This is a genomic window from Streptomyces sp. NPDC054847 (assembly GCF_053610925.1).
Map to the genome: position 1 here is coordinate 1 of NZ_JBSGZJ010000107.1, position 18,098 is coordinate 18,098.

Here is an 18,098-nt window from a genome sequence, read left to right on the forward strand (position 1 = left end):
CGCCGGGACCGGCCCGTTCCTGTCGAGGGAGCTTCCGCCCGGGCCGCCCGGCTCCCGCCGGATGTTTCCGGCGTCAGGCGACCCCGTAGGCCCGGGCGAGTGCGGCCACCGTGGTGGCCATCGCCTCGCGGAGTTCGGCCGGCGCGACGACCTCGACGTCGGTGCCGAGACGCAGCAGCTCACCGCACGCGTGCCCGGTGCTCTCGATCGGGACGACCGCCTCGATCCATCCGTCGTCGTCCGCGGCCGTCGCGGTGGAGTCGACCGACTGCACCACCTCCGGCGGGACGTTGTCGGGCAGGCGCAGGCGTCCTCGCGGGGACAGACGGATGGTGGCCGTGCCGGTGTAGCGGCGGGCCTCGAAGCCGGCGAGGTAGGCCGCCCAGTACGTGCCCAGGTCGAAGTCCGCCGGCCGGTCGAACCGCTCGTCGCTCAGCGTCGCGTCGAGGACCTGGGTGACCCGGTAGGTCGCGGTCCGGCTCCGCCCGGCGGCGGCACGCCACCGCGCGCTGACGGCCTTCTACGGCGGCCCCGTCTGGGCCGAGCACGGCCCCCGGGCGAACGCCACGATGGTCGACTCGGACGACGTCCACCTGCTGCGTCCCCTGTGCCCCGGCACCGGGTTCACCGTCCCGTCGTCCCGGCGGCCCCCGGCCGGCGCTCCGGCGCCGGACCGGTTCGTGACCGCCACCGTCCGGTTCTTCCCTCCGGGCACGGAGGACGGCATCGCACTCGTCCGGGACGGTCTCCTGCCCGTGCTCCACGAGACGGGACCCGCGCCGCTCGCCGTCCGGACCACAGAGACGGCGCCCAACCCGTTCGCCAGGCTGCCGGTCCACACCGGGACCAACGTCGTCGCGGTCTTCTCCTCGTACCCCGACGAGAGCGCCTGTCGCCGGCACGTCGCCGCCGTACGGGCCCATCCCCGCGCGCGGGACGAGGTCCTGCCGGGCATCGAGCGGGAACAGACCGCGGCTCCCCGGACGCTGCGGCTGGCTCCCACCGCCCGCTCGCTCATCTCCTGACCTGCACCGACACGTCGGACACGACGGCTGCCCGCCGGCCCCGTACGGCCGCGACCCGAAGCCACGGCGGAGACCGGTGATTTGCACGATGCCGGGTGCGCGGTCCGCGGCGAGACTGCCTGGGCAGTTTCCGCCCCCTTCCGTACGGAGGTGCAGGTGGAAGCCGCCGTCCCCGCCCGGGCGTTGGCCCGGCGTGCGGGACGCCACCACACCGGGCAACCGTTCCTATTCAGTGAGCAGGAGTGAGTTTTGGACCCAGACCTGTGCGACTGGCGCGTCCCGAACGGTTTTGGACGCACTGGTTGCCCGCTTTCGTTCCGCGTCCGGGGGCACGCATCGTGTGCGTGGTCCGGGGATGCGGGGGCGGGGTTCCTCACGCCCGAGGGCGCCCGGGCCGGCCTGGACGGTCCGATGCCCCGCACGATCGCTCTGGTCGTGCGGGGGCGGTGTCGTCCGTCGCCGGATCGGGTGCCCCTGGGCGCGCCTGCCGATCGCGATGCTCGCCGCATCATGACGGCTGGTCTTGCGGTGGGGGCCGGCCATCGGCTTCTGCCAGTGCTGGGCCCCCCACTTGCTGGTGTAGGCCGGGTCCACGGCGATGATCGTCATACCCGTCCGGTCGGCCATGGAGACGAGCCGGGCACGCAGCCGTCCGGTGGGCATGCCGGAGATCACTTGCCGAAACCGTTTCCTGCCGCCGTGCTTCTCCCTGGTCTTCTCGGCCTGGAAGTCGAGGTCCTCGACCGCGATCGCTCTCACGCCGCAGGCCTTGGCCCAGTGCAGGAGCCGGGTGAGGGCGTGCCGTACCTGGGCGTCGCGGTGTGGGGCGGTGCCGGTCAACTCGTAGAAGAAGCGTCGGGGTTCACCGCACGGGTTGCCGTGGGTGTCCAGCCGCCAGGCGGCGAGGTGGTCGGCATTCATGTCCACCCCGATCACACCCTGGGCGAGGGCGGCTTGGAGCGGCACGGCCTGCGACGGCGGGATCTGCCAGGACGCGGTCAGATACCAGCGTCCGCGTCCGGTGTCGTGGTGGATGCGGTAGGCCACCGCCCGGTTCGCGACCACCCGGTCCGCCCACTCGCTGCCCCGGTGCGCGAAGGAGGCCTTCGTGGCGAGGACGTACCGGCCGTGCGCAGCGTTTGCCAGATGTGCCAGGGGTGCCGGGAGTTTGATCGACACCTCGCCGTCGGGGGTGATGCGGATCGTCTCGTTGCCGAACCTCTTGCCCGACTCACCGTCCGCCGTAAGGAACCAGCGCTCGGCCTCCCACCGCCGGCGCCACTGGGCTGCGGTCAGTCCCGCCTCGGCAAGATGGTGACGGGTACGGGCCAGAACTCTGCCGCCCCGCACCACACGCACCCGACCGGCGTCCCGCTCGGCCCGCACCCGCTCCAGCCGGGTCTCCAGCACCCGCAGGCGCCGGGCCTTGGCATGCCACTCCCGCCGCGAACGGTAACCACCCGCGGCACGCTTCGTGCCCTTGTGTCCGACCGGCAGCGACAACCGATGCCGGATCGTCCTGACACCGGTTTCAAGGCTGTGGATGTGCGCGGCCTGGCCGCGCCGGGCCAGTGCCCACTGATCGTGCGTGGCCTTCGTGATCGACCCCGCCCACCGCGACGACGACACACCCGTCAGGCCGCGCTTCCGGACCGCCCACGACCCGCTGCCGTGCTCCAGGCCGTCCATGCACCGCGCTTTGAGATCCTTCGAGGCCAGCGACCCGAGATGCGCACCCACCAGACGCAACACCTCCTCGTCCCCGGCCGTCAGGCCCTTGAGCCGCGTACGCACTGCCACACCCGAAGGTCCGGTCACCACGAACGGCACCGCCAACTCCCGCAGACCGCCCACAGTGTCCACCCCCTCCGCACCGGACCACACACACCCGCCACCACCCCCAACGACCACAACCCACAAAGGTCACCCATTCGACAAACGAACCCCCATCCGCCCCGCGAGCCCTCACCCACCACAGCCCACAACAACTCACCCGTACACGGCAGAACTCACTCATACGAAGTCAAACAGCAGCAGTTCACGACCCCTGTATGCAGGGTGCCGCATCCAGCCCCTGGGGGGACCTCGCGGGGCCCGGCACGCCCAGCGAGGACTGCCTGTACCTGAACGTCCACACGCCCGCCCAACGGTCCCTCCACAAGCGGCCCGCGTGCCTGGTGGCCGAGCGCGCTGTCCCGCGCCGACGGACCCAAGGGCTGAGCCTCCGGCGCAACGGGCAGGGGCGGCGGCCGTGAAGGATCACGCCGTCCTGCCCGGTACGGTCCGGCTCCGGCGCGGACGTGGTCACGGCGGTCCCGACGGACAGCGAGAGGGAGGCGCCCCCGCGGGTATGGAGGACGCATGCAGACTTTCCTCCCGTTTCCGGACTTCTTGGCATCCGCCGCGGCGCTGGACCTCCGACGGCTCGGCAAACAGCGGGTCGAGGCGTTGCAGGTGCTTCGGGGTCTGACCGTGCCCGGATACGGCTGGCGCAGACACCCGGCTGTCCGGATGTGGGCCGGTTACGAGGAGGCGCTCGTACGGTACGGACTGGACATCTGCCGTGTGTGGACGGCCGAGGGACGCTCCGACACCTGCGCGGTGACTCTGGTCCACGACTTGCGGGTCCGCCACCCCGAAGTCGTGGCCGTGCGGTCGCAGCGGCGTCTCGCGGCGGACGGCGACCTCCCGCCCTGGTTCGGCGACCGGGACTTTCATCGCAGCCACCGGTCGGCCCTGGTGCGGAAGTACCCGGAGTTCTACCGGGACCGGTTCCCGGCGGTGCCCGACGATCTGCCCTATGTCTGGCCGACGTCCGACCGCGACCCGGAGCAGCGCCGGGGCCGCGCCGGGTGACGGCACCGCCCGCGACCTCTGTCGGATCCACCCCGCACGGGTGGCCCCGAGCGGTGCCCGGCCGTGGACCGGCGGGCCTCCGCTCCGGTGCCTATGGTGAGAGAACGGCTCGCCGGACCACGCGGCGCGAACCGCCGCTCCGGTGGCACCTTCCTCACCGAGGAGGACCACGTGAGTGGCTCAGTACGTCCTCTGCAAGGCCGCACCGCCGTCGTGACCGGCGCCGCCCGGGGACTGGGCGCGGCGATGGCCAGGGAGTTCGCCCGGCGCGGAGCCACGGTCGCCCTCCTCGGCCGGGAGGAGTCGGCCCTCGCGGATGTCCGGGAAACGATCCCCGGACCTGCCCGGTGCTGGGAGGTCGACGTGACCGACGACGACGCGATGCGTCGGGTGGCCGCCGACGTACGGGACCGCCTGGGCCCCGCCTCCGTCGTCGTCGCGAACGCCGGAGTGGCCGAAGGCGGTCCCTTCGCGGAGTCCGACCCCGCGCTCTGGCGGCGGGTGATCGAGGTGAACCTCGTCGGGAGTGCCGGCACCGCCCGCGTGTTCCTGGCCGATCTCCGCGCCTCCCGCGGCTACTACCTGCAGATCGCCTCACTCGCTTCGATCGGCGCGTCCCCGCTGATGAGCGCGTACTGCGCCTCCAAGGCCGGCGTCGAGTCGTTCGCCCACTCACTGCGGGCCGAGGTGGCGCACGAGGGCATCGACGTGGGCATCGCCTACCTGAACTGGACCGACACCGACATGATCCGCGACGCGGACGCTCATCCGGTGCTGCGGGAACTGCGGGCGCACATGCCGAGGCCCGCGAGGAAGGTCTATCCGGTCGAGACGGTGGCCGCCCGTATGGTGCGGGCCGTCGAGCGGCGTAGCGCGGCCGTGTACGCCCCGGCCTGGCTCCGTGCCACGCAGGCCGTCCGCGCCGCGATGCCCCCGGTGGTCACCTTCGTGTCGAAGCGGGAACTTCCGCGCCTGCAGCGGAGGACCGCCTTCGAGGCGACGGGACTGCTGGGAGCCGGCGGACGAGCGGACACCGACGGACGCAACCGGGCGGCCGCCCGGACACCGGACCGCTGACCGCAGCCACCGTGGGGCTCCGGGCGGCGGCGCCCTGTCCACGACTGTCTTCTGACCGGTCGCCCGCCGCGGGGACGCCGTGCCCGTGAATGCCGCTGCCGGTGCGGTCGCGATGCGGCGACAGCACCGGCAGGACTCGCCGCCGGACCGGGATCAGGAGGGCGGTATCAGCACGGAGTCGATCAGGTGGACGGTCGCGTTCTTCGTCTTCACGTCACCGCAGACGATCGAGGCCGAGTCGTTCACCTTGAACCGGTCCCCGGACCCGGAAGTCGTCAACTGGCCGCCCTGCATGGTCGTGAAGGTGCCGTTCGGCAGCTTGTCGACCGTCACCTTCTCCTCCACCACGTGGTAGGTGAGCAGGTTCGTCAGTGTGGCCTTGTCGTTGAGAATGGCGTCGAGATCCGCCTTCGGGATCTTCTCGAACGCGTCGTTGGTCGGCGCGAACACCGTGATGTTCTGGGCGTTGTTGAGCGTGTCGACCAGTCCAGCCTTCTCCACGGCCGTCGCGAGCGTGGACAGTTCCGGGTTGCTCGCCGCCGCGGTGGCGACCGGCTGGCCCGCCATTTCGGCGGGGCTGCCCGGACCGCTCGTAGGCAGAGAGGCGCAGGCGGGACCGAACGGCTCGCCCGTACCTTCGGCCTGGGCGACCGGGGCGAGGGCGACGAGGCCGAGGGGAAGCAGGAGGCCGGCGGCACCGGCGAGAGCAGCACTCCTGAAGCGGTTGGTGTTCATAGGATTTCACCTTTGCTGGGGAGGAGCGACGGGCTCTTGCCGCTGCCCGTCACATCAGTCTCTTCGGCCTTTGGACATTCCACGGATGCCTTACGAACGGACTGTTTCCTGACAATTTTCGTCGGCCGCTCCGATCGCCGCATCAGCCGACGAGGGCGCCGCGCACAACACTGCGTCCCGAGTGCGCCGGGTTCCCGTCGTACGCCTGGTCGGAGACCTCCACCACCGGGTACGAAAGCAGGTCGACCCCGTCGGGCACGGGCAGGGTGGCTCGGCCGTCCTGGCCCAGTGCGCCGACGGGGACGAACCGGCTCCCGGAGGGGTCCGTGAGCCACACCTCGAAGTAGCCGTCGGTGTCCGGCAGGGCGTGCACGGTGATCTGCAGCACCCGGCCCTCGTCGGAGCTGTCGGCGAGCAGGACGGTCCCGAAGGCGCTGTGGCCGGGCCGGGGGGCGAGGCGGTGCGGCGCACCCGCGCTCTGCAACGCCTGAGGCCGGCTCTCGTGCGCCTGCCACCATGCGACGCCGCCGCCGGTGGCGAGCCCTACGGCGAGGGCGAGAGCGGCAAGCGCACGGGAGGGACTACGACCGCCCCACAGGGGCCGTCGCGAGGAGGTCCCGGTAGGTGCGGCCCGTGGCTCGCAGGAATCGGCTCCCGGAGGGAGATCAGCGGCCTTCAGTTCACGCCGGATCGAACGCCACACCCGGTCGGGCGGTTTTGTCATCGGATCGCCGGGACCGGCGGAACGCGCGGCGCGAACCACTGCGCGCAGCGCCTCGAGTTCGCGTCGGCACTCCGAGCACACCGCGAGGTGCAGGCGCTGTCCGGCCAAGCGTGCGGAGTTCGCTTCCAGGCCGTGGTCCAGCGCCATCTCGGCCAGGTCGGCGGGGTCGACGTGGTCAGCCACCCGATCCTCCTCCCGCGCTGTTCACCTGAACCGCGCCCCGCCCTGGTCGTGGGGCGGAGGCGGCGGCCTGTGCACACAGAAGGCACACCGCCACTTCGCTCCCGCGCCCGCAGGCGGATGCCACCGGACCCGGCGGACACGGACGAGGCCGGGTTCCTGCCCGAGCCGTGGCCCGGTGCGGCTGTCAGTACCGGAGACGGGCCTCCTCGACACGGCGGCGCAGCAGGTGCATTCCGCGCCGGGCGTGACTCTTCACCGTTCCCAGCGGCATGCCCGTACGCCGCGCGATCTGGACCTGTGTGAGGTCGCCGTAGAAGGCCAGGGCGAGGATCTCCCGTTGCGCCGGAGGCAGTCTGCGCAGCTCGTCCGCGACGAGCACCCGGTCGAGGACCGCCTCCGGGGTCGTCTCCCGCGGTTCCGCGGCCGGCATCCCGGCCGCGGCGGCGCCGGCGATCCGGGCCCTGCGCGTGCGTGCCGCCAGCGCGTCGATGACCTTGCGACGGGTTATGCCGACCAGCCAGGCGCCCAGCGGTCCACGCTCCGGGCGGAAGCCCGCCCGCCCGCGCCATGCCGCGAGGAAGACCTGCTGGGTGACGTCCTCGGCCTCCTTGGCATCACCCAGGGAGCGAGTGGCCATGGTGTGCACCATGGCCCCCCACCTGCGGTAGATCGCGGCGAACGCCTGCTCGTCGCCGAGCCGCAGCCCCTGGGCGAGCCGCTCGGACTCCCTCGTCTCCTCGACGGGTGCGTACAGGGTGCTCGCAGGCACCTTCACCGGCGTTGCACTCATGGTGCGCTCCCTCCGTCGGACCGTGCGTACCGCGGCGGCCCCGATACGGTCCGGTGACCTGGTGGTTCACGCGTTTGCGTGACGGGCCCAGTGTTCGACGCGCGAAACGACGCAAGCAACATGCGTCGTTTGTGCGTCGTATGCTGGCCGTGTGAACCGTACGAACGACTCGCGCCGGGGAACGGACGCCGGTCTCACCACCGGCGCGGTGGCGCGTCGCTTCGGCGTCGCGCCCACCACGCTGCGCTCCTGGGACCAGCGGTACGGCATCGGGCCGGCCGCGCACGAGGGAGGCAGGCACCGGCGGTGGACCGCCGCCGACCTGGCGCTCCTCGAGCGCATGTGCGCCCTCACCAACGCGGGCCTGCCACCGGCCGAGGCCGCTCGCGTCGCTCGCGCGGAGACACCTACCGCGGCGGAGACGAAGTCCCCCGGCGCCGACGGCGGGCCGAGCGTTCCCGGCCCCGACGGTCCGGCCCCGCCGCGTTCCACGGCACGCCGCCGTGCCGGAAGCGGGCTGCAGCTGGGGGACGCCCGGGTGGAGTGCAAAGGGCTCGCCCGCGCGGCGCTGCGCCTCGACTCGCACGCCGTCGACCGCCTGCTGGAAGCGGTGATCGCCGAGCACGGCATCGTGGCGGCATGGACGGAGGTCGTCGTCCCGACGCTGAGGGCCGTCGGCCGCAAATGGGAGAGCTCGGGCGAGAAGTACGTCGAGGTGGAGCACCTGCTGTCGTGGCACGTCTCCAGCGCCCTGCACCGCCGCAGAGCCGTCCCCGACGAAGGCTCGACCGCGGGTCCCGTCGTGCTCGCCTGCGTCCCCGGCGAGAACCACACCCTGCCGCTGGAGGCCCTCGCAGCGGCCCTCGGCGAGCGGGGGCTGCCGGTGCGCATGTTCGGCGCCGCGCTGCCCGCCGAGGCCCTGATCGAGGCGGTCCGCAGAACCGGCCCGAGCGCCGTCGCGCTCTGGGCACAGTCCCGGACGACGGCGAGCCGACCGCTCGCCCAGCACGTCGCGCACATGACCTGGGGCGTGAGGGGGGCACGCCGGCAGCCGGCGGTGCTGACCGTGGGCCCGGGATGGACGGCGCCCCTCGTGCCCGGAACGCTGCACCCGCTCGGGCTCCGTGAGGCGGTGGACACGGTCGCCTCGGTGCTCGGCCGCTGAGCAGGACCCTGTTCGGAGCAGCGTCCCCCACTCCTGACGAGACGGTGCCCCGCCTTCGGTGGTTGCCTGGCGAGAGGCAACCACCGAGCGAGGAGCAGCCGTGACGCCCGAGGCACCTGACTGCTCCGTTCCGGGAACGGCGCCGCAGGACCACGGAACGGAAGGCCGCCGACCAGGCTCGCGGCCGTCCCTCAGAGGGCGGCCGACGACTCAGCGCATCCAAGGACGCCTTCGGGGTGGAAGTGGCGGTGTTCGAGACAGTGGCGACGCCCGGGAGGGGGCCGCATGCTCGGTATCCAGGCAACCGAGGACGACATGGGCGCAACCGGCGGCGAAGGCCGCCCCATCAGAGGCATCTCCTCGGAGCGGCCCGGCCCTCCCGTGGTCGACGCCGTGGAGGCCGTTCTCCGGGATCATCTGGGCGAGCGTCTGGAGGACGCCCGGCGGACCGACGCGGTGTTCGCCGAGGAGGTCGCCGGGCGCGTGCGCGACATCGCCCTGCGCGGCGGCAAGCGTCTTCGGGCCCGGTTCCTCTGGTGGGGGTGGCGGGCCTGCGGCGGCCCGGCCGAGGGCGCGGAGACGGAGAACGTGCTCCGCGTCGCAGCGGCGCTGGAGCTGATCCAGACGTGTGCCGTGGTCCACGACGACGTCATGGACCGCTCACCGACACGCCGCGGCGCCCGCGCCCTCCACGAGGATTTCGCGCAGCAGCACTCCGCGGCAGGCATGTCCGGGTGCCCCGCGTCCTTCGGGACCGCCGGGGCCGTCCTCGCCGGGGATCTGGCCCTCGCCTGGGCCGACGATCTGCTGACCGCCACCGCGCTGGCCTCCGGGCAGGGCGCCCGCCTTCAGCGGGAATGGCGCGCCATGCGGTCGGAGATGGTCGCGGGCCAGTACCTCGACATCCGCGCGGCGGCCACCGGCTCCACGGCGGTGGACCAGGCCGTCCGTATCGCCTGCCTCAAGAGCGCCCTCTACACCGTCGAACGTCCCCTCGCGCTCGGCGCCGCCCTCGCCGGAGCCACCGACCGTACGACGGACGCCCTGCGGTCGGCCGGCCGGCCCGCGGGCATCGCCTTCCAGCTCAGGGACGACCTCCTGGGTGTGTTCGGCGATCCGCGGCGCACGGGCAAGCCTGCCGACGACGACCTGCGGGACAAGAAGCTGACCTACCTGCGCGCCGTCGCCCTGCGGCTGGCGGACGAGTCCGGGCCCGCGGCGGCCGCCGCGGCCCTGAGAGCGCCCGGCCCGACGCTGACGGACGCTCAGGTACGGGACGCACGGGCCGCCCTGGAGAGCACAGGCGCCCGGCGGGTCGTGGAAGCGAGGATCAGCCGGCTGGTCCACCTCAGTGAACGCCGTCTGGCCGCGCTGCCCGGTGACCCCGCCGCGGTCGCGGCGCTCGGCAGTCTGATCCGCACAGCGGCGGGGCCGGCCTCGCCGGACGAGGAGGCCACTCCATGAGAACCGTCCCGGGTCGCACCGACCGCGTGGTCGTCGTCGGTGCCGGGCTGTCCGGCCTCGCCGCCGCGCTCCACCTGCTGGGCAGCGGCCGCCAGGTCACCGTGGTGGAAAGGTCGGACCAGGCCGGCGGCCGGGCGGGGCGCGCGCGGCTGGGCGGCTACCTCCTGGACACGGGTCCGACGGTGTTCACGATGCCGCACCTCGCCGAGGAGGCGTTCGCCGCGGTGGGCGACTCGCTCGCGGACCGGGTCGAGCTCATCGCTCTGCACCCCGCCTACCGGGCGCAGTTCGCCGACGGATCGGGCCTCGACGTGCACACCGACGGCGAGGCGATGGCCGAGGAGGTCCGCGCCTTCGCGGGCCCGGCCGAGGCCGCCGGTTACCGAAGGCTCCGGCACTGGCTGCGATCGCTCTACGAAGCGCAGATGCGACGGTTCATCGACACCAACTTCGACTCGCCCTTCCAGCTGCTGCACCCCGATCTGGCGCGGCTGGCCGCCCTGCGCGGCTTCGGCCGGCTGGACGCGCAGATCGGCCGGTACCTCAAGGACCCCAGACTGCGCAGGGTCTTCTCGTTCCAGTCGCTCTACGCGGGCGTGCCGCCCGCCCGGGCGCTCGCCGCCTACGCCGTCATCGCCTACATGGACACCGTCGCCGGCGTGTACTTCCCCAAGGGCGGCATGCACGCGCTGCCCGTGGCGATGGCGGACGCCGCCCGCGACGCCGGAGCCGAGTTCCGCTACGGCACCGAGGTCACGGGACTCGCCATGTCCGCCGGACGCGTCACCTCCGTGCGCCTCGGCGACGGGGACCGGCTGCCGTGCGACGCTGTGGTCCTCACACCCGATCTTCCCGTCGTCTACCGCCTGTTGGGACGCACACCGCGACGGCCGGTACGGCTGACGCACTCCCCCTCCGCGGTGATCCTCCACGCCGGCACGCGCCGCAGCTGGCCGGGCCTGGACCACCACACCATCTCGTTCGGACACGCCTGGGAGCGGACGTTCGACGAGATCACCCGCACAGGGCGGCTGATGAGCGACCCGTCGCTGCTCATCACCCGGCCCACGGCCAACGAGCCGCGGCTGGCGCCCGAGGGCCGGCATCTGCATTACGTGCTCGCGCCCTGCCCCAACACGACCGTCGGCCCGTCGGCGGACGCATGGCGTTCCCTGGCCCCCCGATACCGCGACAGCATCGTGAGCCTGCTGGAGAAGCGCGGTCTGGACGGGTTCGGCGACGCCATCGAGGAGGAGCGGCTGATCACCCCGGCCGACTGGACGGCCCAGGGGCACGCAGCGGGCACACCGTTCTCCGCGGCCCACACCTTCGCGCAGACCGGCCCGTTCCGGCCGCGCAACCTGGTCGCCGGCGTCGAGAACGCCGTACTGGCGGGCTGCGGAACGACTCCGGGCGTAGGCGTACCCACGGTGCTCGTCAGCGGAAAGCTGGCGGCGTCCCGGATCAGCGGACAGTGAGAGGCGTTCATGACACGACGTGAACTCGACGCGGCGCGGATCTCGGACCCGGGGCTGCGAGCGGCGTACCAGCACTGCCGGCGGCTCAACGCCCGTCACGGCAAGACCTACTTCCTCGCGACCCGGCTGCTGCCGGTCCACCGGCGCCCGGCCGTCCACGCGCTGTACGGCTTCGCACGCTGGGCCGACGACATCGTGGACGACCTGTCCTCCGCCCGCACCCCTGAGGCGCGCGACCGGCAGCTCGCGCGGTTGGAGAGCGAACTCGCTTCGGGGCTGCGCACCGGCCGGAGCAGCGAACCCGTCGTGCGGGCGGTGGCCGACACGGCGAGGTCCTACGACATCCCCCACGAGCACTTCGCGGACTTCGTGGCCTCCATGCGGGACGACCTCACGGTCACCGACTACGCCACCTACGAAAACCTCAGGTCGTACATGCACGGGTCCGCCGCCGTCATCGGCCTGCAGATGCTCCCGGTGCTCGGCACCGTGGTGCCGAAGGAGGTGGCGGCACCGCACGCGGCCGCGCTGGGGGTCGCGTTCCAGCTCACCAACTTCCTGCGGGATGTCGGCGAGGACCTCGACCGCGGGCGGGTCTATCTGCCCGCGGACCTGCTCGCCGCCCACGGTGCCGATCGCGCGCTGCTGGAGTGGAGCCGCGCCACCGGCAGGCCGGACCCCAGGATCCGCGCCGCGCTCGAAGCCGCCGCCGAGCTCACCCGGAGCGTCTACCGGGAGGCACGACCGGGCATCGACATGCTCGAGCCGCGCGCCCGGCCCTGCATCCGGACGGCGTACACGTTGTACGGCGGGATCCTCGACGCCATCGCCGACGACGGCTACGCCGTGGTGCAGCGGCGGTCGGTGGTGCCACGGAGGCGCCGCGCCGCCGTGGCGCTGGACGGACTCGCGCGGATCCTGACGGCGCGCCTGCGCCCACCGCCCCGGCGCTCGCCGCGACACGCCGTCAAGGCGCCGCCGGCCGCGCAGGCACAGAGGTCACCTGCCACGGGACACGGGAGGTACGGAGCATGACGGGGTCCCGGGGACCGCGGCGGTACAGCCTGCCCGTGCGGTCGCGGCGCCGGACCCGCTGGGAACAGCAGGAACCGACATGGCGCGAGGCCAGGCCGTCGCTCATCGCGGACGCGCTGAAGCGCTCGGCGGCAAGGCCGTCCGGCAACTGGTACGTCATCGGCGCCTCGCGGGACGTCGGCGGCGAGGGACACCCGTTCGGGCGGACGATCGGCGGGGTGGAGGTCGTCGCCTGGCGCACCGCCTCGGGCGAGCTGAGGGCCGGGCCGGGCGCCTGTCCGCATCTCGGCGCGCCCCTGCGGGACAGCCGGATCGTGTGCGGGAGCTTGGTCTGCCACTGGCACGGACTGTCCCTGGACGGAGGCCCGTTCGCCGGCTGGGACCCGTACCCCGCCCACGACGACGGCGTGCTCTGCTGGGTGCGTCTCGACGACCTCGGCGGGGAGCCGCCGCTCGACCGGCCGGTGGTGCCGCCGCGTCCGAGCGGCGGCACTGTCGACGCCGTGTTCACCGCCGTGGGCCGCTGCGAGCCGGAGGACGTGGTGGCCAACCGCCTGGACCCGTGGCACGGGTCCTGGTTCCACCCGTACTCCTTCGTGGACCTGACCGTCGTGCGGGTCCCGGACGGCGACGCGGACGAGGACGCGTTCACCGTCGACGTGTCGTTCAAGCTCGCCGGTCGGCTGGTCGTTCCCGTGCGGGCGGAGTTCTCCGCGCCCGAACCGCGCACGGTCGTCATGCGCATCACCGAGGGCGAGGGCGCGACGTCCGTCGTGGAGACGCACGCCACGCCGCTGGGCCCCGGCCCTGACGGCAGTCCGCGTACGGCGGTGATCGAAGCCGTCGTCGCCGTGTCCGACCGGCGCGGGTTCGCCGTGGCACGGGCGGCGGCCCCCGCGCTTCGGCCGCTGATGCGGTGGGCGGCGGGGCGCCTGTGGCGCGACGACCTCGCGTACGCGGAACGGCGCCGGCTGCTGCGCGGCACGGGCCGATTCCCGGGCTGATCCGGTCGGTTCGGCCGCCCTGCCGGTCGCCGGCCCGCTGCCCCTGGACCCGGTGGCTCAGTCGATGTCCGCGAACCGGGCGGCCATGCTCCGGAGCAGTCGCGAACGTCCCCTGCGAGGCACCGTCCACAGCGGGTGACCGGCCGTGCCCCAGCGCGCCAGCAGCGAGTTGGCGGCGAGGAACCCGGTGGTGGCGGCACGCTCCATGAGGGCGACGGGGAGGTCGGTGCGGACCAGGTCGCCGGCCATCGTCAGAGCGGGGTGCGGCGTGCGCACCGTCGGGCGGGACGGGTAGCCGTTGACGGGGAACAGTGGGCAGTCCGCGCGCCATTCGTGGCGGGCGTCGACGACCCGGGCCCCGGCGGTCTCCGGGTAGACCTCGTGAAGCTGCCGCAGCAGTTTCCGTTCGACGGCGTGACGGTCGGCCGACTCGTCGACCGCGTAACCGTGCAGTTCCACGACCGCGCCGCCGGTGCGCCGCGCCCAGCGGCCCGCCTCCTTCTCCCAGCGGTCCAGCACGCTGACGTTGTCCAGGCCGTCGTAGCCGCTGGTGCCGAGGAAGCCGGGCCGGGAGCGGCCCACGGGACGGTCGAGCCACAGCCGGGACACCAGGAAGGGCGGCGCGGTCCGCTGGGCCGCGATCCCGGCCCGCCACGCCGCGTTCCCCAGCCGCGGCGACGCTTCGACCAGTCGCTTCAGGCCCGTCACGTCCAGAGCGAGCACGACGGCGTCGTACTCGGTGGAGGCGCCGCCGGCGTCGACGCTCAGCGCCGTGCCGCCCGACGGACGGACGGAGTCGACGGGCGAGCCGGTCCGGATGTCCACACCCGAGCGTTCGAGGTGGCGGCCCAGTGGCTCCCAGAGCGCCTGCGGGAACGGATCGGCGGGCACGTCGAAGAGCAGTCCCTCCGAGGAGCCGAGGAAATAGATGTGGAACATCAACAGCAGTTCGGCCGCGGACAGTTCCCGCGGATCGGAGAAGAAGCTGCGGGAGAACACCTCGAACGCGAGGTGGTGCGCCGCCGGGGGGAAACCGACCGTGTCGAGGAAGTCCTTTGCGCTGACGGTGTCGAACCGCTCGTACACGTCGGGCACGCGCACGTCGAAGAGAGGGAGGGCGGCGCCCGGCCGCATGGCGGCGAGGTCCCGCCACCCGAAGGTCGGGCTGAGTGCGGCGAACCCGACCGCACTCCACGGTGGTGTGCGGGGCACATGGGCGAAGCTGTCGGTGAGCCCGGAGCGGTGGCGCAAGGGGTAGTCCGGCAGCGGGCGGAGGACGGAGAGCGAGGGGTCCGCACGGCGGAGCAGGCCGCGCAGGTTGTAGTACTGGCGGAAGAAGGCGTGGAAGCCGCGGCTCATCGTCACCCGGCTGCCGTCGGCGAGCTCGGTCCGCCAGCCTGCGAGGCGGCCGCCGAGGCCCGGTCCGCGCTCGTGGAGCGTGACCCTGACGCCCCTCTCGGCCAGCGCCGTCGCGGCTGCCAGTCCGGCGATGCCCGCTCCGACGACCGCTGCCCGTGGTGCCGGTCCGTGGACCCGGCGCAGGCCCGGCGCCGCCGTCAGCACCTGCGCCTTCCGGTCCCGCCCCCTGCGGGGAGCCGCCCCGTCGCGGACGCCGGAGCGGGTCATCGGGCCCCTGCCTTCCCGCGCCCCGGGCCGGATTCGGCGCGACGGCCCAGGAACGTGTGGACGATACCGGTCTGCCATCCGGGGACCGGCAGCACGCGGACGTCCCTGAATCCGGCGGCGCCGAGCCGTGCGGCGAAGGCGGGCACGGTGTCGAACTCCAGCACGCTGCGGTGGAGGTGGCGGTACAGGTCCCTGTCGCCGGTGACGGTGCCGGCCGGGATGATGACCGCCCGGCACACGGCCGACCAGAGAGCCCGGTGTCCGGCCGACCCGCTCAGGGAGTACTCGTGGACCGCGAGTCTGCCGCCGGGGCGCAGAGCCGAGTGGACCGCGGCCAGCACGGCGTCGGGGTCCGCCACGTTCCGGAAGAGGTAGCCGGCGAAGACCGCGTCGAAGGGCCCGGTGACCCCGGCCGCGGTCAGGCGCTCCACCGGCGAATGCACGAAGGTCACACCGGCGGGCCAGCGTTTGGCCGCTGCCCGTTCGAGCATGCCCGCGGAGGCGTCGACGGCGGTGATCCGGGCGAGCGGGGCGGCTCGCAGCAGGGCCGCCGTCGAGGCTCCCGTACCGCAGCCCATGTCGAGGATGTGCCGGCCCGCCCCGCCGCCGGGCAGGCGAAGCCGCCGTGCCGAACGTCTGAGGTCCGCGTGGTAGCCGGCGTTCAGGCCGACGAGTCGGTCGTACCCGGCGGCGGCATGGTCGAAGGCTTCCGCCAGATCCGCGTCGCGCATCAGCGTCATCCGGTGCTCTCTTCGCTTGTGGACGGGAAGGGCTTCCGCGGCAGGAAGGGCAGTTCCACCGCGGTACGGAGCATGGGGCCGACGGGTGTGGCGAAGCCGAGGAGCACGTCCTCCCACAGTGCGCTGCGGCCGTCGAGGAACCGCAGCACCCGTTCGGCGGGCACGCGCCGGAACAACCGGGTGAAGAAGTCCGGGCCGTTGACGCGTCCTGAGTCCAGGGCGCGCAGCATCACGGCGTCCATGGCCAGGGCGCGGCGCCCGTGGGGCGCCGGCAGCCGGGCCTCCTTGCCGTCACGCAGCGCGGCGGCGACGGCCTTGCTCTGCCTCTGGACGGCGGAGAACGTGTAGCCGGTCGCCGGCCTCGTGGCGCCTCCCACGGCGCCGATGCGGTACACGGCGGGGCCGATCCGGCGGGCGAACCGCGCGTCCGTCATCGGGATGACACCCGCTTCGACGGAGCGCACCTCGAACGGCCCGAGGCACAGGATGTCGCGGGTGTACTGCCCGAGGGCCGCCTCGTACTCCGGTTGCGACAGCGGGGTCCTGGAGAACTGGGTGTACTCGACGAGCGCGTCCCTCGGGCCGAGCGGGAGGACGTATCCGAACGCGAGCCCGCGGGCGGGCTGAGGGACCCTGAAGTCCATCAGCTCCACGACCTCCTCGTCGAAGGCCGGAGCCGAGGTGCGGACGAACCAGCCTCTGAAGTGCTGCAGCAGGGTGCTGCGGGCCGGGGGCAGCGACGGGGCGGGGCGGGAGTCGAACAGGTACCGGCCCCGCACCGTGATGCGGTCCCCTCGCGCCGTGACGCACAGGGCTTCCGCACCGCCGGTCACGTTGCGCACCGTCTCCGCTGTCGCCTCCACCAGCCTCACGTGAGGAAGCGCGGCCAGCCGCGATCCGACCAGGGCCTCGAAGGCGTCCGAGCGGAGCATCCGGTAGCGCAGTGATCCGAGTTCGCCCTCGACGACCTCACCGTCCCGGCCACGGACGCGCAGCCGCCGCCAGCACGCGACCTGGACGTCGTCGAAGTCGCCGGGGCCCTCCTGCCAGAAGCACCAGGTGCGCTCCGCCGGACGCAGCGACGGCCTCGACGTGTCCACCAGCGCCACGGGGACGGGGCGGGCGGCGCCGGGCGCCGTCAGCGCATGCGCGAGGGACAGCCCCGCCGCCCCGCCGCCGACGATCACGACGTCCGTGGCGATCCGCGCGTGCCTCATGCGCCCTCCTTGCCGAGGACGTGGGTTCCGTCGGCCTTCGCGGACACCATGTGCGCCTCGCCTGCCATCGCTTCGATCACCGTGTGCACTGCTGCGTCGAGTCTGCCCGGCGGCGGCATCGCGGGCGGTTTTCCCGACACGGCCCGCGTGGCGAAACCCGTGCGACGTGCCTGCCACGCCTCGGCGGCCCGGTGGCCCCTTCTCCCCCGTTCATGGCGAAGCACCCCGGCGATGTCCATGCCCGCTCCTTGTCCGCGACGGGGTCGCGAGCCCGCCGCACCTCGGCACGCTCGGACTTCCGCGTGTCCGGCTTCCCCGGATGCGGACTGTCGCCCGCCGAGCGGGAGCGCTGTGTCGACCGGGCCCTCGATTCCGGCGCGGTGCCGCCGCTGCACGGGCGCGAGGAGTTCCCGGAGGGCGTCGAACTCACGGTCAAGCGCGGCTGGTCCGTCAGCCAGGACGAGATCGACGAGGGCATATGGGCCGTCTCGGCGGCCATCCGGGACGACGACCGCACGGTGGCCGCCCTCTCCCTGTCCTGCCCGGAGTTCCGCCTCGACGACGCCCGCCGCGAGGCCTACACCGGCCGGGCGGTGGCCACCGCGGAGCGGATCTCAGAGGCGTTGCGCGGTGGCGCGGCCGCAGGCCCCGACGCCTGACCACCCGCATTCCCGGTCGCCCCGGCGACGTGAGGCGGGGGGTCGGCCGGCGCTCAGCACCGGCCCCCTCCACCGCCGGGCCACCCCGCGTCGGTCTACGGAGGAGGTACGACAACGGCGGACAGGCCCTTCGCCCACCCACCGCAGGGACTATTTATCCCTTCCATACCGAACGAGTGTGTGACCCTGGTAGATCACGATTCGGGAGGATATCGAGTGAGCGACGAGACGACGAAGGCTGCCCCGCGCAGCCGGAGCGGCCGTGACAGCCGGGACATAGGCATCGACCTGGGTACGGCGAACACCCTGGTGTACATGCG

18 protein-coding genes are annotated in these 18,098 nt (G+C 73.2%); 9 read left to right on the forward strand and 9 right to left on the reverse strand.

The genetic code is table 11. From position 1 onward, the window contains the following. Positions 1-73: 73 nt before the first annotated feature. Positions 74-436 carry a helix-turn-helix transcriptional regulator gene (locus ACWGH4_RS14040; RefSeq protein ID WP_453459922.1) on the reverse strand — a complete coding sequence of 121 codons (363 nt, stop codon included), beginning with the start codon at positions 434-436 and terminating at the stop codon, positions 74-76. Positions 437-569: 133 nt separating this feature from the next. Between ACWGH4_RS14040 and ACWGH4_RS14045 the strand changes: the two genes are divergently transcribed. Then, positions 570-1,025, forward strand: coding sequence for an NIPSNAP family protein (locus ACWGH4_RS14045; protein WP_453459879.1), 456 nt, complete (start codon positions 570-572; stop codon positions 1,023-1,025). A gap of 225 nt (positions 1,026-1,250) precedes the next feature. Here ACWGH4_RS14045 and ACWGH4_RS14050 read toward each other — a convergent pair whose 3' ends face one another. Continuing rightward, positions 1,251-2,879 (reverse strand): IS200/IS605 family accessory protein TnpB-related protein, encoded by a 1,629-nt coding sequence (locus tag ACWGH4_RS14050; protein ID WP_453459925.1) that lies wholly within the window; start codon positions 2,877-2,879, stop codon positions 1,251-1,253. Between the two features lie 507 nt (positions 2,880-3,386). On the opposite strand from ACWGH4_RS14050, the gene ACWGH4_RS14055 reads away from it, so the two are divergent. After that, on the forward strand, positions 3,387-3,881 hold the full coding sequence (locus ACWGH4_RS14055) for an MSMEG_6728 family protein (RefSeq protein ID WP_453459881.1): 495 nt from the start codon (positions 3,387-3,389) through the stop codon (positions 3,879-3,881). A gap of 171 nt (positions 3,882-4,052) precedes the next feature. Beyond that, positions 4,053-4,958 (forward strand): SDR family oxidoreductase, encoded by a 906-nt coding sequence (locus ACWGH4_RS14060; protein ID WP_453459884.1) that lies wholly within the window; start codon positions 4,053-4,055, stop codon positions 4,956-4,958. Between the two features lie 153 nt (positions 4,959-5,111). On the opposite strand, the gene ACWGH4_RS14065 is transcribed toward ACWGH4_RS14060, so the two are convergent. From ACWGH4_RS14065 to ACWGH4_RS14075, 3 genes are all read right to left on the reverse strand, one after another. Then, positions 5,112-5,693 (reverse strand): fasciclin domain-containing protein, encoded by a 582-nt coding sequence (locus ACWGH4_RS14065; RefSeq protein ID WP_453459887.1) that lies wholly within the window; start codon positions 5,691-5,693, stop codon positions 5,112-5,114. Between the two features lie 142 nt (positions 5,694-5,835). Next, positions 5,836-6,600 (reverse strand): anti-sigma factor, encoded by a 765-nt coding sequence (locus ACWGH4_RS14070; RefSeq protein ID WP_453459889.1) that lies wholly within the window; start codon positions 6,598-6,600, stop codon positions 5,836-5,838. Positions 6,601-6,784: 184 nt separating this feature from the next. After that, a complete protein-coding gene (locus tag ACWGH4_RS14075) occupies positions 6,785-7,390 on the reverse strand; it encodes an RNA polymerase sigma factor (protein WP_453459892.1) in 606 nt (201 codons plus the stop codon). A 151-nt stretch (positions 7,391-7,541) separates the two neighbouring features. On the opposite strand from ACWGH4_RS14075, the gene ACWGH4_RS14080 reads away from it, so the two are divergent. The 5 genes from ACWGH4_RS14080 to ACWGH4_RS14100 all read left to right on the forward strand — a co-directional run bounded on the left by ACWGH4_RS14080 (position 7,542) and on the right by ACWGH4_RS14100 (position 13,536). Continuing rightward, positions 7,542-8,555, forward strand: a complete 1,014-nt coding sequence (locus ACWGH4_RS14080) for a MerR family transcriptional regulator (protein ID WP_453459895.1) — start codon at positions 7,542-7,544, stop codon at positions 8,553-8,555. Between the two features lie 285 nt (positions 8,556-8,840). After that, positions 8,841-10,019 carry a polyprenyl synthetase family protein gene (locus ACWGH4_RS14085; RefSeq protein ID WP_453459898.1) on the forward strand — a complete coding sequence of 393 codons (1,179 nt, stop codon included), beginning with the start codon at positions 8,841-8,843 and terminating at the stop codon, positions 10,017-10,019. Beyond that, positions 10,016-11,497 carry a phytoene desaturase gene (locus ACWGH4_RS14090; RefSeq protein ID WP_453459901.1) on the forward strand — a complete coding sequence of 494 codons (1,482 nt, stop codon included), beginning with the start codon at positions 10,016-10,018 and terminating at the stop codon, positions 11,495-11,497. Before ACWGH4_RS14085 ends, ACWGH4_RS14090 begins: the two co-directional genes overlap by 4 nt. A 9-nt stretch (positions 11,498-11,506) precedes the next feature. After that, a complete protein-coding gene (locus tag ACWGH4_RS14095) occupies positions 11,507-12,532 on the forward strand; it encodes a phytoene/squalene synthase family protein (protein ID WP_453459904.1) in 1,026 nt (341 codons plus the stop codon). Further along, complete coding sequence (locus tag ACWGH4_RS14100) at positions 12,529-13,536, forward strand: DUF5914 domain-containing protein (protein ID WP_453459907.1); 1,008 nt, start codon at positions 12,529-12,531, stop codon at positions 13,534-13,536. Before ACWGH4_RS14095 ends, ACWGH4_RS14100 begins: the two co-directional genes overlap by 4 nt. A gap of 57 nt (positions 13,537-13,593) precedes the next feature. Here the strand turns inward: ACWGH4_RS14100 and ACWGH4_RS14105 are convergent, their stop codons facing one another. The 4 genes from ACWGH4_RS14105 to ACWGH4_RS14120 are packed head-to-tail and all read right to left on the reverse strand — an operon-like array spanning position 13,594 to position 17,358. Beyond that, complete coding sequence (locus tag ACWGH4_RS14105) at positions 13,594-15,162, reverse strand: FAD-dependent oxidoreductase (protein ID WP_453459909.1); 1,569 nt, start codon at positions 15,160-15,162, stop codon at positions 13,594-13,596. Further along, on the reverse strand, positions 15,159-15,902 hold the full coding sequence (locus ACWGH4_RS14110; RefSeq protein ID WP_453459912.1) for a class I SAM-dependent methyltransferase: 744 nt from the start codon (positions 15,900-15,902) through the stop codon (positions 15,159-15,161). The genes ACWGH4_RS14105 and ACWGH4_RS14110 overlap by 4 nt, the downstream gene beginning before the upstream one ends. Further along, positions 15,899-17,119, reverse strand: a complete 1,221-nt coding sequence (locus ACWGH4_RS14115) for a lycopene cyclase family protein (RefSeq protein ID WP_453459915.1) — start codon at positions 17,117-17,119, stop codon at positions 15,899-15,901. The genes ACWGH4_RS14110 and ACWGH4_RS14115 overlap by 4 nt, the downstream gene beginning before the upstream one ends. Further along, positions 17,116-17,358: a hypothetical protein gene (locus ACWGH4_RS14120; RefSeq protein WP_453459918.1), complete on the reverse strand. Its 243-nt coding sequence runs from the start codon at positions 17,356-17,358 to the stop codon at positions 17,116-17,118. Before ACWGH4_RS14120 ends, ACWGH4_RS14115 begins: the two co-directional genes overlap by 4 nt. A gap of 63 nt (positions 17,359-17,421) precedes the next feature. Here ACWGH4_RS14120 and ACWGH4_RS14125 point away from each other — a divergent pair, with 63 nt between their 5' ends. Next, positions 17,422-17,778 carry an IclR family transcriptional regulator domain-containing protein gene (locus ACWGH4_RS14125; RefSeq protein WP_453459920.1) on the forward strand — a complete coding sequence of 119 codons (357 nt, stop codon included), beginning with the start codon at positions 17,422-17,424 and terminating at the stop codon, positions 17,776-17,778. The last annotated feature ends 320 nt before the right edge of the window (positions 17,779-18,098 follow it).

What these genes read in the sequence shown, in the direction of transcription:
- ACWGH4_RS14110 (WP_453459912.1), bottom strand. Translation starts at nt 15,902, where the DNA reads ATGACGCTGATGCGCGACGCGGATCTGGCGGAAGCCTTCGACCATGCC.
- ACWGH4_RS14065 (WP_453459887.1), bottom strand. Translation starts at nt 5,693, where the DNA reads ATGAACACCAACCGCTTCAGGAGTGCTGCTCTCGCCGGTGCCGCCGGC.
- ACWGH4_RS14120 (WP_453459918.1), bottom strand. Translation starts at nt 17,358, where the DNA reads ATGGACATCGCCGGGGTGCTTCGCCATGAACGGGGGAGAAGGGGCCAC.
- ACWGH4_RS14100 (WP_453459907.1), top strand. Translation starts at nt 12,529, where the DNA reads ATGACGGGGTCCCGGGGACCGCGGCGGTACAGCCTGCCCGTGCGGTCG.
- ACWGH4_RS14090 (WP_453459901.1), top strand. Translation starts at nt 10,016, where the DNA reads ATGAGAACCGTCCCGGGTCGCACCGACCGCGTGGTCGTCGTCGGTGCC.
- ACWGH4_RS14045 (WP_453459879.1), top strand. Translation starts at nt 570, where the DNA reads ATGGTCGACTCGGACGACGTCCACCTGCTGCGTCCCCTGTGCCCCGGC.
- ACWGH4_RS14085 (WP_453459898.1), top strand. Translation starts at nt 8,841, where the DNA reads ATGCTCGGTATCCAGGCAACCGAGGACGACATGGGCGCAACCGGCGGC.
- ACWGH4_RS14055 (WP_453459881.1), top strand. Translation starts at nt 3,387, where the DNA reads ATGCAGACTTTCCTCCCGTTTCCGGACTTCTTGGCATCCGCCGCGGCG.
- ACWGH4_RS14095 (WP_453459904.1), top strand. Translation starts at nt 11,507, where the DNA reads ATGACACGACGTGAACTCGACGCGGCGCGGATCTCGGACCCGGGGCTG.
- ACWGH4_RS14115 (WP_453459915.1), bottom strand. Translation starts at nt 17,119, where the DNA reads ATGAGGCACGCGCGGATCGCCACGGACGTCGTGATCGTCGGCGGCGGG.
- ACWGH4_RS14105 (WP_453459909.1), bottom strand. Translation starts at nt 15,162, where the DNA reads ATGACCCGCTCCGGCGTCCGCGACGGGGCGGCTCCCCGCAGGGGGCGG.
- ACWGH4_RS14075 (WP_453459892.1), bottom strand. Translation starts at nt 7,390, where the DNA reads ATGAGTGCAACGCCGGTGAAGGTGCCTGCGAGCACCCTGTACGCACCC.